At 64.5% G+C, this 14,924-nt stretch carries 3 protein-coding genes (1 of these 3 only partly in view); 2 read left to right on the top strand and 1 reads right to left on the bottom strand.

What is annotated here, in order from left to right; genetic code table 11:
- Window positions 1-55: 55 nt before the first annotated feature.
- Window positions 56-850, bottom strand: coding sequence for a helix-turn-helix transcriptional regulator (locus ABV589_RS02845; protein ID WP_367084773.1), 795 nt, complete (start codon window positions 848-850; stop codon window positions 56-58).
- 487 nt (window positions 851-1,337) lie between these two features.
- Between ABV589_RS02845 and ABV589_RS02840 the strand changes: the two genes are divergently transcribed.
- Window positions 1,338-7,751: an amino acid adenylation domain-containing protein gene (locus ABV589_RS02840; RefSeq protein ID WP_367084772.1), complete on the top strand. Its 6,414-nt coding sequence runs from the start codon at window positions 1,338-1,340 to the stop codon at window positions 7,749-7,751.
- Window positions 7,752-7,995: 244 nt separating this feature from the next.
- Window positions 7,996-14,924, top strand: the 5' portion of a protein-coding gene (locus tag ABV589_RS02835) for an amino acid adenylation domain-containing protein (protein ID WP_367084771.1). 6,091 nt of this gene lie beyond the right edge of the window; 6,929 of the gene's 13,020 nt are visible here — the first part of the coding sequence; its start codon is at window positions 7,996-7,998; its stop codon lies beyond the right edge, outside the window.

Below are 14,924 nucleotides of genomic sequence, written 5' to 3'. Positions count from 1 at the left end.
CCGGGGACCGCGTCCCCACACCATCATCGAATACCGTTGCACCACGACCGCGCGATTACGCCCCGGCCATCCAGCGCGCCAGGCCATGCCGTCCGCTGACCCCCAGTTTGGCGGTCGCCCGTTTGAGGTAGGTCTCGACCGAACTGCTCTTGACCCGCAGCTTCTCGGCCAGTTGCGGCACGGTACCGCCGGTCAGCAGACCCAGGCAGACTTCCTTTTCCCGCGCCGACAGCACGATGCCGCCCAGCGCCAGACGTTCGTCGAACACCTGCTGCAACGGCGCCTGCTCCAGATCGGCCAAGGGCAGGCGCGGTTGTTTGGCGATGATCTGCCGACTGAGCTGCGCGTGCCGTTCAATCAGCGGCAACAGGGTGTCGGACAGGCTTTTCAGAAACGACAGCTCCGGCAAGGAAAACACCCGTTGCGTATGCGGTCGGTAGAACGAGATGACACAGCGGCGATTAGAGGTGCGGGACACCAGATTGCACTGGTGCACGCTGTGCTGCGGATGTTGCGGCTGGAGCGACGCTTTGAGTTGAATCAGCAGGGAATCATTCATCTCGATCATCTTCTGCAACAACGGATGATCGTCAGGACTCTTCAACGGGTCCGGTGGCGGAAAGGTCTGCGGCAGTCCGGCGCTGCCCAGCGCCTTGATCTCGACCACGCTGGCCTGACGCTCGTCCAACGTCCACTCACTGAGATCGACGCGATTGACCGGCACCAGGGTGTCGACCAGCTGGAACATATTGCTGGCGAAATGATCGTCGCCGGTGCTGGCAATCAATTCCCCCAGTTGCCAGTAGAAGTGCGGGTTTTCCATGTTGCGAATGCTGCCGGTCAGATTCATATCCTTGTCATCCCTGGTTCCGAGTCATCACCGAGTCGTCCGCTGTTTATGCAAAAGCCGCCCACGCAATCGTTTCTCCTTGAAACTGATCTGGGGCGGGATTTAAGCCTATGGATTTGTCCTACGTCTGTAAGGGAAAACAGGGACACAAAGTGCCATCATTTCTGAAACTTGGCGCCGGGCTTCTGACGCCTTTTGCTACAGGTGTCGCGCATCGTGTGACTGTTTGGTCACGGCAAGACCCTGAAAACCGGGGCTGTTGTTTTTTTTGGAGTTATTACGCAGGTCAATGGCAGCGCTGGTGTGTGGCATTTTTCCTACAAGATTTTCAGTATTTCCTCTCCGAACTTTTAGCCAGTTCCCAGCCAATCAGGGTCAACAAGTGCTGACAGGCCAGCGCCGGGGGCGGGGTTGTCCGGGTTTTACGTGTCATGTCGGCATTGGGGCCGATGCTTGAATAGGCGCAAAATCACATGAGAAGGATCTTATGCCGCCTATTTCTGCCCCTGCGGTAGCCACGCCGTCCGCTTCGTTCCAGACGTATCCGCTGACCGCTGCGCAGCTGGATATCTGGCTGGACCAGCTGAGTCGCGGGGATTCGCCGCTGTACAACATCGGCGGATACCTGGATCTCAATGGCCCGCTGGATCCGGCGCGAATGCAGGCTGCGCTGGAGCTGCTGGTGGCCCGGCATGACGCGCTGCGCACGATTCTGCTGCCGGGCGCCGGCGCCGATGGCTTGCCGTTGCAGCAGTTCGCCCGGTCATTGCCGGTACCGATGCCGATCGACGATGTGTCAGCGCAGAGCGACCCGGAATCGGCGGCGCGGGCACTGGTGCAGGCGCGCATCGATCAGCCCTTTGTACTGGACGGCGGCTGCCTGTTGCGTTTTCTGTTGATCCGTCTCGATGAGCAGCGACACTGGCTGTCCGTGCAGGCTCATCACTTGATCGTCGATGGCTGGGGCTTCGGCGAAATGTTCAAGTCACTGGACGAGATCTACAACGCGCTGGCGCACGGCCAACCGACACCGGTCGCGGCGCCGTCGTACATCGACTTCATCGAGGACAATGCGCGCTATCACGCGTCGCGCCGTTATGCGCAGGATCGCGCCTACTGGCTGGACAAGTACCGACAATTGCCCGAGCCGCTGCTGCTGCCGCGGTATCAGCAGAGCCTGGCCGGCCAGTCCGCGCAGACGCAGGTCTACGCGCAGCCCTTGCCGGCGCTGCTGCACGAGCGCATGCAACAGGTAGCTCGGGAGTTTGGCGCCTCGGCGTTCCATGTGTTGCTGGCGGCGCTGCATGTCTACTTCAGCCGCACCGCGCAACGTGACGAATGGGTGGTGGGGCTGCCGATTCTCAACCGCTCCGGGGCGCGCTTCAAATCCACCCTCGGGCTGTTCGCCCAGGTCAGTGCGGTGCGCATGGGCTTCGGTCGCCACTGCACGTTCGCTGAACTGGTCCGGGCGATTCGCGATGAACTGCGCCAGGACTTTCGCCATCAGCGTTTTCCCGTGAGTGAGATGAATCGCGCCCTCGGCCTGCTGCGCGAGGAGCGCTCGCAGCTGTTCGAGGTCACGGTATCCTACGAGCAGGGCACTCACGATTATCGCTACGGCGAGGCCTCGGGACGGATCATCAAGGCCTCGAACGGCGAAGAGGCCACACCGTTGGCAGTGCATTTGCTGAGCAATCTGGCCAATGACGACGCGCGGCTGTACCTGATCTACAGCGAGGCGTATTTCAGTGCCGACGAAGTCGAGGCCCTGGCTGAACGCTGGTTGCTGATTCTGGAGCAGGGGCTGGAAGCGGTGAGTTTGGCGGTGGCGGATTTCGAGCTGAGCACGCCGGAAGAAACCGCGCGGCTGCAACAGTGGAATGCCACGCGGGTGGACTACCCGGCGCCGACGACCCTTCAGCAACGTATCGAAGCGCAGGCGACGCTGCGGCCGCAGGCGCTGGCGGCGGTTGATCAGGGGCAAAACCTGACCTATGCCGAACTCAATCAACGCGCCAACGCGCTGGCTCATCATCTGCTCGATCTCGGCGTGCGCCCGGATGACCGGGTGGCGATCGTCGCCCGACGCGGGCTCGACACACTGGTCGGGCTGTTGGCGATCCTCAAGGCTGGCGCCGCGTATGTACCGCTGGATCCGGCGCATCCGGCCGAGCGCCTGAGCTACCTGCTGGAGGACAGCGCGCCCATCGCGGTGCTGACCCAGCGTGCGCTGCGCGGGCATTTGCCGGCGTTGTCGGTGCCGGTGATCGAGCTGGATCGCCCGACCTGGTCCGCCGCCAATATCGGCACGCCGAAGGTGCCGGGGCTGACCCCGGCCAACCTCGCTTATGTGATTTACACCTCCGGTTCGACCGGGCTGCCCAAGGGGGTCATGGTCGAGCACCGCACCCTGTGCAATCTGGTCGATTGGCACGCTGACGTTTTCGACCTGCACGCCGGAAGCCAGACCTCGAGCCTGGCCGGCTTCGGTTTCGACGCGATGGCCTGGGAAGTCTGGCCGGCGCTGTGTGTGGGCGCGACCCTGCACCTGGCCCCGGTCAGCGAGGGCAGCGAAGACATCGATGCGCTGCTCGACTGGTGGCGTGCGCAGCCGCTGGACGTGAGCTTTTTGCCGACGCCGATCGCCGAATACGCGTTCAGCCGCCAGCTCGATCACCCGACCTTGCGCACGCTGCTGATTGGTGGCGATCGCCTGCGCCAGTTCCCGCGTCAGCCCTCGTTTGAAGTGATCAACAACTACGGGCCGACCGAAGCCACCGTGGTGGCAACCTCCGGACGCATCGACGCCGGGCAGCCACTGCACATCGGCAAACCGGTGAGCAACGCCACGGTGTATCTGCTCGACGAGCAGCAGCAACCGGTGCCGCCGGGCGTGACGGGCGAATTGTACGTCGGCGGGGCCGGGGTGGCGCGCGGTTACCTGAACCGCGCAGAGCTTGACGCCGAGCGCTTCCTGCGCGATCCGTTCAGCACTGCACCGGGCGCGCGCATGTACCGCACCGGCGACCTTGCACGGTGGCGCGCCGACGGCAATCTGGAGTATCTGGGGCGCAACGATGATCAGGTGAAAATCCGTGGCATCCGCATCGAACCGGGCGAGATCGAGAGCGCACTCGCCAGCCATCCAGCGGTGCGCGAAGCGGTGGTGCTGGTGCGCGACGGGCAATTGCTGGCGTGGTTCACCGAGCAGGCGCCGCTGGACATCAATGAGCTGCACGCGCAACTGAAAAACCGCCTGAGCAGCGCCATGCTGCCGAGCGCCTACGTGCGTCTTACGGCGCTGCCGCTGACCGCCAACGGCAAGGTCGATCGCAAGGCACTGCCGGCGCCCGGGCCGGACGATCTGATCCGCCGCGAATACGAGGCGCCGCAGGGTGAGGTCGAAGTCGCCCTGGCACAGATCTGGGCCGAAGTCCTGCAAGTCGAGCGGGTCGGGCGCCACGATCATTTCTTCGAGCTGGGCGGGCATTCGCTGCTGGCGGTGATTCTGATCGAACGCATGCGTCAGCTCGATCTGAGCAGCGACGTGCGCGTGCTGTTCAGTCAGCCAACGCTTGCAGCGCTGGCGGCTTCGGTCGGCAGCGGTCGAGAGATCGAAGTGCCGGCCAACCGCATCGCCGCCGATTGCACCCACCTCACGCCAGAGATGCTGCCGCTGGTGCAACTGCAGCAGAAGGACATCGAGCGGATCGTCGCCACGGTACCGGGCGGGGCGGCCAACGTGCAGGACGTCTATCCGTTGGCACCGCTGCAGGAAGGCATTCTCTACCACCACATCACCGCAGAGCAGGGCGATCCGTATCTGCTGCAATCGCAACTGGCGTTCGACAGTCTTGAGCGCGTCGAGGCTTTCGCCGTGGCACTGCGCGAGGTCATGGCGCGGCACGACATTCTGCGCACCGCGGTGCTCTGGGAAGGTCTGACCACCCCGGTGCAGGTGGTGTGGCGCGAGGCGATTCTGCCGTTGCAGGAGGTCGAACTGGACCCGGCCAACGGCCCGATCATCGAGCAGTTGCACCAGCGCTTCAACGCCCGGCGTTATCGCCTCGACGTCAGTCAGGCGCCGCTGATGCGCCTGGTGTATGCCCGTGATCCGGCGCTGGATCGGGTGGTGGGGATTCTGCTGTTCCATCACCTGGCCATGGATCACATCGCCCTTGAAGTGATGCGCAGCGAAATGCAGGCCAGTTTGTCGGGGCAGGACGTGGCGTTGGCGCCACCGGTGCCGTATCGCAATTACGTGGCGCAGACGCGGCTGGGCGTCAGCGAGCAGGAACACGAGGCGTTTTTCCGCGCGCAACTGGCGGACATCGACGAGCCGACCCTGCCATTCGGCCTGCAGGAAGTGCAGGGCGACGGGCGCGGCATCGACGAAGCGCAGCAGGTGCTGCCGGCTGACGTCTATCAGCGTTTGCGCACCCAGGCGCGACAGGCCGGGGTCAGCGTGGCGAGCCTGATTCATCTGGCGTGGGCGCGGGTGCTGGCGGCGACGTCCGGCCAGCAGCGCGTCGTATTCGGCACCGTGCTGATGGGGCGCATGCAGGGCGGCGAGGGCGCCGACCGGGCCTTGGGCGTGTTCATCAACAGCTTGCCGCTGCGCATCGATGTCGATGCCGGGGTGCTCGACGCCGTGCGCGCCACCCATGCGCGACTGACCGCGCTGCTCGGCCATGAGCACGCGTCGCTGGCACTGGCTCAGCGCTGCAGCGGGGTGGCGTCGCCGTCACCGTTGTTTAGCGCGCTGCTCAACTACCGGCACAGTGACGAATCCGAACTGCTGGAGCCATCCAGTCAGGCTTGGCAAGGCATCGAAACCCTGGCCAACGAGGAGCGCACCAATTACCCGCTGACCATGAGCGTGGACGACTTTGGCAACGGCTTGCGCCTCACCGGCAGAACCGTCGCACAGATCGGCGCGCAGCGGATTTGCGGCTACATGCAAGCCGCGTTGCACGGTTTGCTGCAGGCCTTGGAGCAGACCCCGCAACAGCCGTTGAACCGCTTGCCGATCCTGCAGCCCGAAGAGTTGCAGCGCTTGCTGATCACCTTCAACGCCACCGACGTCGATTGTCCGCTGGACCAGCCGTTGCACAGGTTGTTCGAAGCACAGGTGCGGCGCAAGCCGGAGGCCATTGCGCTGCAATCCGCGCAGGGAACCCTGACTTACCTTGAGCTCAATCAGCGCGCCAATCGCCTGGCCCATCATCTGCGTGAACTTGGCGTGCAACCGGACTCGCGGGTGGCGATCTGCGTCGAGCGCGGGCTGGATCTGATCGTTGGTTTGCTCGGCATTCTCAAGGCTGGCGGCGCCTACGTGCCGCTGGACCCGGACTATCCGCTGGAGCGCCTGAACTACATGTTGCAGGACAGCGCGCCGGTCGCACTGTTGGTGCATGGTGCCACGCGGCAATTGCTCGGCGAGCCGGGTGTGACGACGATCAATCTTAATCACGACAGTTGGGAGCAGCAGCCGTCAGACAATCTGCAGGTGCCGGGCCTGAGTGCTTCGAACCTCGCTTACATGATCTACACCTCGGGCTCTACGGGGCTGCCGAAAGGCGTGATGATCGAGCATCGCAGCGCCTGCAACATGGTGCACTGGGGTTCGGTCATTTCTCCGCCAACCGAGCACGGCGCGCTGCTGCAAAAAGCGCCGTTCAGCTTCGACAGCTCGGTGTGGGAGATCTTCTGGCCGCTGTGTTCCGGGATGCGCCTGGTATTGGCGCGACCGGACGGCAACCGCGATTCGGCGTATGTGGTGCAGACCATTCGCGAGCATCAGGTGACGGTGGTCAAGTTCGTCCCGGCGCTGTTGCAGCAGTTCATCGAGCAGGACGGTGTCGAGCAATGCACCAGCCTGACCGATGTGCTTAACGGTGGCGGCGAACTCAGTGCAGCGCTGGCCCGCCAAGTGCGCGATCGCCTGCCGTGGGTGCGGTTGCACAACGTTTACGGCCCGACTGAAACCACGGTGGACAGCACGGGCTGGACGCTGGAACCGCACATGCCGGTGCCGGACAACGTGGTGCCGATCGGCAAGGCGTTGAGCAACACCCGTTTGTACGTGCTCGATGCGTATGGTCAACCGGTGCCGCAAGGCGTCAGTGGTGAGTTGCATATCGGCGGCGTCGGCGTGGCACGTGGTTATCACGGTTTGCCGGAAATGCAGGCCGAACGCTTCATCGACAGCCTGTTTGTTGCGGGTGATCGCCTGTACCGCACAGGAGATCTGGCGCGTTACAACAACCATGGCGAGCTGGAATTCCTTGGCCGCAACGACTTCCAGATCAAGCTGCGTGGCCTGCGTCTGGAGCCGGGGGAAATCGAGGCACGGTTGATCGAGCATCCGGCGATTCGCCAAGCGGTGGTGATGGTCCGTGATGAGCGTCTGGTGGCCTGGTACACCCTGCGCGCCGGCATTGACGCACCAAGTCTTGAGACCTTGCGCGCCCACGTGCTGGAGCGTTTGCCGGAGTACATGGTGCCGGGCGCGTTCGTGTGGCTCGATGCCTTGCCGCTGACGCCAAACGACAAGATCGACCGCAAAGCCCTGCCGGAACCGGGGGCAGATGCAGTCATCAATCGCCCATACGTGGCGCCCGAGGGTGAAGTCGAAACCACGCTGGCGAAAATCTGGAGCGAGGTGCTTGGCGTCGAACAGGTCGGTCGTCACGACAACTTCTTCGAACTCGGCGGGCATTCGTTGCTGGCGGTGAGTCTGGTGGCGCGCATGCGCCAGAGCGGCCTGCACACCGACGCCCGAGCGCTGTTCAGCCAGCCGACGCTGGCGGCGCTGGCGCTCAGCACCACGCCCGAGGCGCAGCAAGTGTTCATCCCGCAAACCACCATCCCGAGCCTCAACCGCAAACGCCGGCTCTGACGCCGCACCCTGTAGGAGCTGCCGAAGGCTGCGATCTTTTGATTTGGCTTTTAACAGCAAGATCAAAAGATCGCAGCCTGCGGCAGCTCCTACAGGGGGATTGCGGCGCCCGAGCCGGCGGCTTGTCCCCGCTTCCCATGTCAGCCCCGCAAGCCCCGATGTTTTAGCTTTTCCAGGCTGCGCGCAGCAGGCACGGACTCGCCGCTGCGCGCTCCTTTTTCTCGTATTTACAGCAGGTTATCCCATGCATTTCAGCGAACTGATGGCTGTTCTTTCCACCCATGCGATCCGCCTTCAACAGGAAGATGAAGACCTGGTCATTCTGGGCAGCGACGACGCGCTGGACGATGCGTTGTGGGACAGCCTCAGCGAACACAAGGCGCAACTGCTGGAACTGGTCGCGCAAAACGGTGGCGACTGGCTGAGCCCGGCGTTTCGCATCACCCCGGACATGCTGCCGCTGGTGACGCTGGATCAGTCGACCATCGACCGGCTAGTGGCCAATGTGCCCGGCGGCGCCGCCAACCTGCAGGACATTTACCCGCTGGCGCCGCTGCAGGAAGGCATGCTCTATCTGCACCTGTCGGCGCCCGCCGGTGACCCCTACGTGTCGCAAGCGCGATTCGCCTTCGACAGCCGCGAACGGCTGGAGGCCTTCGCCGAGGCGCTGCAATGGATGATCGAACGCCACGACATTCTGCGCACTTCGTTCGTCTGGGAACGCCTGGACGAACCCCTGCAAGTGGTGCAGCGGCAGGCTCGTCTGCACTGCGAGGAAATCGCCCTCGCGCCGGGCGCGGATGTGCTGACGCAACTGCTGGAGCGCCACGACCCACGGTTCTTCCGCCTCGATATCCAGCAGGCGCCGCTGCTGCGTCTGGTCTACGCCATGGACCCGGCCAATGGGCGCGTGGTTGCGCTGTTGCTGTTCCATCACCTGATCATGGACCACGTGGCACTCGATGTGGTGCGCCGCGAAACCCGCGCGCATCTGCTTGGCCAGACTGCGCAGGTCGGGCCGCCGGTGCCGTACCGCGATCACCTGGCCAAGGCCCGCCTGCGTCTGGACGAGCAGGTTCACGAAGGGTTTTTCCGCGAGATGCTCGCCGATATCGACGAGCCGACCTTGCCCTGTGGTCTGCAGGATGTGCAGGGCGACGGCCAGGACATCGAAGAAGCCGTGCTGATGCTCGACACCGATTTCAGCCGGCAACTGCGCGGCCAGGCGCGCCAGCTCGGGGTCAGTGTCGCGAGTCTGATGCACCTGGCGCTTGCGCGGGTGCTCGGCCAGTTGTCGGGCCGCACCGCCGTGGTGTTCGGCACCGTGCTGCTGGGGCGGATGGAGGCGGGTGAGGGTGGCGAACAGGCGCTGGGGATGTTCATCAACACTTTGCCGCTGCGGGTGGATGTCGGGCAGGACGGCGTGCGTGCCGGGGTGCTGGCCACCCATCGACGCCTGACTGCGCTGCTCGGCCATGAGCAGACCTCGCTGGCCCTGGCCCAGCGTTGCAGTGCAGTGGCGGTGCCGACGCCATTGTTCAGCGCGATCCTCAACTATCGCCACAGCAGCAGTGAAGAGATCGCCGAGGTCAGCGAACTGGCCCCCGGCGTGCAAGTGCTGGGCGCCCGCGAACGCACGAACTACCCGCTGACGATCAACATCGACGACCTCGGCGAAGACTTGCGCATCACTGCGCTGGCCGATGCGGCGCTGGGTGCCGAACGCATCGCCGCTTATCTGCACACCGCGTTGCATAGCCTGCTGCAGGCCTTGCAATCGACCCCGGATGCACCGCTGCAACGCCTGAATATCCTGCCGGCGGCCGAGCGCGAATACCTGCTGCACGGGGTCAACTCGCCGTTGCCGCAGTTCCCGGAAACGCCGCTGATTCATCAGCAGTTCGAGGCCCACGCGGCGGCGCGACCCGAGGCCACAGCGCTGCTGTTCGAAGAGCAGACGCTGAGCTACGGCGAACTCAATCGCCGCGCCAATCAGCTTGCCCATCACCTGCTGGCACAGGGGATTCGCCCGGATCAACGCGTGGCGATCTGTGTCGAGCGCGGCCCGCAAATGCTCATCGGCCTGCTCGGTATCCTCAAGGCCGGCGCCGGTTACGTGCCGATCGACCCGGCGTATCCGCTGGAGCGCATCGCTTACACCCTGGAGGACAGCGCCCCGGTGGCGGTGCTGACCCAGGCCGATACGCTGGACCGGGTTGGCGCGCTTAACGTGCCTATCATCGATCTGGACAGCCTGCAGTTGCAGGCTGAACTCAGCAGCAATCCGCAGATTCCCGAGCTGACTCCAAGCCATCTCGCCTACGTGATCTACACCTCCGGCTCCACGGGCCTGCCCAAGGGCGTGATGGTCGAGCATCGCAACGTGGTGCGGCTGTTTTCGGCGACCCACGACTGGTTCAACTTCAACCCGCAGGACGTGTGGGCGTTGTTCCATTCCTTCGCTTTCGACTTCTCGGTGTGGGAAATCTGGGGCGCGCTGGCGTTTGGCGGCCAGTTGTTGCTGGTGCCGCAAGCTGTCAGCCGCTTGCCGGACGACTGCTACGCGCTGCTCTGTCGCACTGGCGTGACCGTGCTCAATCAGACCCCTAGCGCCTTCCGCCAGTTGATCGCCGCGCAGAGCCGCAGCCCGTTGATGCACTCGTTGCGCGAGGTGATTTTCGGCGGCGAAGCGCTGGAACCGGGCCTGCTCAAACCGTGGTACGCGCGGGTCGGCAACGCCGGTACGCGGCTGGTGAACATGTACGGCATCACCGAAACCACGGTGCACGTGACCTATCGGCCACTGGAAGCAGCTGATGCGCTGCTGGTGGGGCGCAGCCCGATCGGCGTGGGCATTCCCGACCTGCAACTGTACGTGCTCGACGCGCAGCGCGAACCGGTGCCGGCCGGCGTGATCGGCGAGTTGTACGTTGGCGGTGCCGGGGTTGCCCGCGGCTACCTCAACCGCGAAGCCATGACCGCCGAGCGTTTTATTGCCGACCCGTTCAGCGGCCGTGCCGAGGCGCGTCTGTACAAGACCGGTGACCTGGCGCGCTGGACCACGGATGGCAGCCTCGAATACCTCGGGCGCAACGACGATCAAGTGAAGATCCGTGGCTTCCGCATCGAACTCGGTGAAATCGAAGCTCGCCTCGCCGCCTGCGCCGGGGTGCGCGAAGCGGTGGTGATCGCCCGCGAAGACAGCCCCGGTGATCAGCGTCTGGTCGCTTACTGGCTGGCCGCCGTAGACACTGAGCCGAGCGCCGCGCAATTGCGCGACGCGTTGCTGCTGACGCTGGCCGACTACATGGTGCCGAGCGCGTTTGTGCGCCTTGATGCGTTGCCGCTGACCACCAACGGCAAGCTTGATCGCAAAGCCTTGCCACAACCGGACAGCGATGCCTTCGCCCGTCGTGGTTTCGAAGCCCCAGTGGGGGAAGTCGAAACCGTGATCGCCGGCATCTGGCAGACCCTGCTCGGTGTCGAGCAGGTCGGGCGCCACGACAATTTCTTCGAACTCGGCGGCCATTCGCTGCTGGCGGTGAAATTGATCGAACGCATGCGTCAGCACGACTTGCACTGCGACGTGCGCGTGCTGTTCGGCCAGCCGAGCGTGGCGGCACTGGCGGCGACTTTGAGTCAAAGTCACGTCTTCAAAGTGCCGGACAATCAGATTGCCGCCGATTGCACGCGGATCACCCCGGACATGCTGCCGCTGGCCTCGCTGGATCAGGCCGCCATCGACCGCGTGGTCGCCACAGTGCCCGGCGGCGTCGGCAATGTGCAGGACATCTATGGCCTCGCCCCGTTGCAGGCGGGGATTCTCTACCACCACCTGGCGACCAGTGCCGGGGATCCATACGTGTTGCAGGCGCAATTCGCCTTCGCCGGTCTGGCGCAGATCAAGGCTTTTGTCCGCGCCCTCAACGCGGTGATCGAACGCCACGACATTCTGCGCACCAGCGTGGTCTGGGAAGGGCTTGAGGAGCCAGTGCAAGTGGTCTGGCGTGAAGCGCCGCTGGCACTGGAGCGGATCGACGCCGACCTGCTGGAAGGCGATGTGCTGGAGCAGATGCAGGCACGTTTCGATCCGCGTCACTACCGCCTCGACCTGCGCCGCGCACCGCTGATGCGTCTGGCCTACACCGAAGACCGTGAACAGCAGCGCTGGGTCGGCATCCTGTTGCTGCACCACATCGTGCTCGACCACACCGCACTGGAAGTGCTGCTGGCGGAAATGAACGACAGCCTGTACCCGAGCGGTGCCGATCTGCCGCCGCCGGTGCAGTACCGTAACTACGTGGCGCAGGCGCAACAGCAGGCCAATGCCGAAGCGCATGAAGCGTTCTTCCGCGACATGCTCGGTGACATCGACGAGCCGACCGTGGCCTTCGGTGTGCAGGACGTGCATGGCGACGGCAGCAGCATCGTCGACAGCGAGCAGACGCTGGACGCCGGCGTGGCCGAACGCTTGCGCGAGCAGGCGCGGCGGCTCGGCATCAGCGCGGCCAGCCTGGTGCACCAGGCCTGGGGTCAGGTGCTGGCGCAGGTTTCGGGGCGTGAAGAGGTGGTGTTCGGCACCGTGTTGCTCGGACGCATGCAGGGCGGCGAAGGCGCCGACCGCGCACTCGGCATGTTCATCAACACCTTGCCGCTGCGGGTCAGCGCTGGCGCGACGGCGGTGCAGCAAGGCGTGCGCGCCACCCATGAGCGACTGGCGCAACTGTTGGCGCACGAGCAGGCCTCACTGGCGCTGGCTCAGCGTTGCAGCGGTGTGTCGGCTTCGCTGCCGCTGTTCAGCACTTTGCTCAACTACCGTCACAGCGCGGCGGAGCCGGCAGGCGTGACCTGGGACGGGATCGAGATTCTCAGCTCGCGCGAGCGCAGCAACTATCCGCTGGTGGTCAGCGTCGACGACCTCGGCACAGGTTTCCGCCTGAGCGTGCAGGCAGTGCCGCAAGTGGATGGTGTGCGGGTCTGCGATTACTTGCAGACCGCGCTGCACAATTTGCTGACCGCTCTGGAGCACTCGCCAGCAACGCCGCTGCAGCAGATCTCGGTGCTGTCGCCGAGCGAACGCCAGCGGGTTCTGGTCGGGTTTAACATCACCGGTCGCCAATACCCGCCGGCGCAAACCGTGCAGCGTTTGTTCGAGGCCCGGGCGGCCGCGCATCCCGAAGCCTTGGCGGCGGTGCAAGGTGCGCAGCAGGTGAGCTATGGCGAACTCAATCAGCGGGCCAATCGCCTGGCGCATCACCTGATCGGCCTTGGCGTGCAGCCCGATGACCGGGTCGCCCTGTGTGCCCGGCGCAGCCCGGACATGCTGGTCGCGCTGCTGGCGATCCTCAAGGCCGGCGCCGGTTATGTGCCGGTCGATCCGGCGTATCCGCCGGAACGCATCGCCTACCTGTTGCAGGACTGTGCCCCGGTGGCGGTCGTGGCGCAGGCATCGACTCGCGATCTGCTCGGCGGCGTGCCGGTCATCGATCTGGACAACGACCTCTGGCAGCACCTGTCGGATACCAATCCGCAGGTGCCGGCATTGACGCCGAACCATCTGGCTTACGTGATCTACACCTCCGGCTCCACCGGCCAACCGAAAGGCGTGATGGTCGAGCATGCGACCCTGGAAAACCTCGTGCACTGGCACGCTGAAGCTTTTGATTTGCAGGCCAGCAGCCAGACCGCGAGTGTCGCCGGCTTCGGTTTCGATGCGATGGCCTGGGAAGTCTGGCCGGCGCTGTGCGTTGGCGCGACCTTGCACCTGCCGCCGCAGTCGATCCGCAACGAGCACCTCGACGAGTTGCTCGACTGGTGGTGTGCGCAGCCGTTGCAGGTCAGCTTCCTGCCGACGCCGGTGGCCGAATACGCGTTCAGCCGGCAGTTGCAGCACCCGACCTTGCGTACGCTGCTGATCGGCGGTGACCGCCTGCGTCAGTTCAATCGTGCGCAAACCTTCGACGTGATCAACAACTATGGCCCGACCGAAGCCACGGTGGTCGCCACCTCGGGCCGGGTCGAACTGGATCAGCCGCTGCATATCGGCCGCCCGATTGCCAACGCCAAAATCTATGTGCTGGACGCTGAGCAGCGTCCGGTGCCGGTGGGTGTGGCGGGCGAGTTGTATGTTGGCGGGGCCGGCGTGGCGCGCGGTTATCTGAATCGTCCCGAGCTGAGCGCTGGGCACTTCCTGTTCGACCCATTCAGCGACGAGCCACAGGCGCGCATGTACCGCACCGGCGATCAGGCGCGTTGGCTGGCCGACGGTAACATCGAGTACCTGGGGCGCAACGATGATCAGGTCAAGTTGCGTGGTGTGCGTATTGAATTGGGTGAAATCGAAGCCGCGCTCGGCAGCCACGCTGCGCTGCAGGAAGCCGTGGTGCTGGTCCGCGACGGGCGGCTGATTGCGTGGTTCACCGAGCGCACGGCGTTCGATATTCAACAGTTGCACACGCATTTGCAGGCGCGCTTGCCGGATGCGCTGCTGCCGGCGGCTTACGTGCGGCTGGATGCGCTGCCGTTGACCGCCAACGGCAAGATCGACCGCAAGGCCTTGCCGGAGCCGGAGCCGGAGCACGGCGCATGGCTCAGCCGCGAATATGAAGCGCCACAAGGTGCGGTGGAAACCGCGCTGGCGCAGATCTGGATCGACGTGCTGAAAGTCGAGCGGGTGGGGCGTCAGGATAATTTCTTCGAACTGGGCGGGCATTCGCTGTTGGCGGTGAGCCTGATCGAACGCATGCGGCAGATCGGCCTCAGCGCCGATGTCCGCGTGCTGTTCAGCCAGCCGACCCTCGCTGCACTGGCCGCCGCCGTGGGCAGCGGGCGCGAAATCGACGTGCCGGCCAATCGCATTCCGCCGGGCTGCACCCGCATCACCCCGGACCTGCTCAGCCTGACTGAACTCGATCAGGCCAGCATCGAGCGCATCGTCGCCACCGTGCCGGGCGGGGCTGCCAACGTGCAGGACATCTATCCGCTGGCACCGTTGCAGGAAGGCATTCTTTATCACCACCTGAGCGCCGAACAGGGCGATCCGTACCTGCTGCAATCGCGGCTGGCGTTCGACAGTCTTGAGCGTTTGCAGGGTTTTGCCGACAACCTGCAAAAGGTCATTGCCCGTCACGACATTCTGCGCACCAGCGTGGTCTGGGAAGGCTTGGCGAGCCC

It is taken from the genome of Pseudomonas sp. HOU2 (genome assembly GCF_040729435.1).
Lineage (GTDB): Bacteria > Pseudomonadota > Gammaproteobacteria > Pseudomonadales > Pseudomonadaceae > Aquipseudomonas.
Note: the sequence above shows the minus strand (reverse complement) of the source record. Positions and strands in the feature narration are given on the sequence as shown.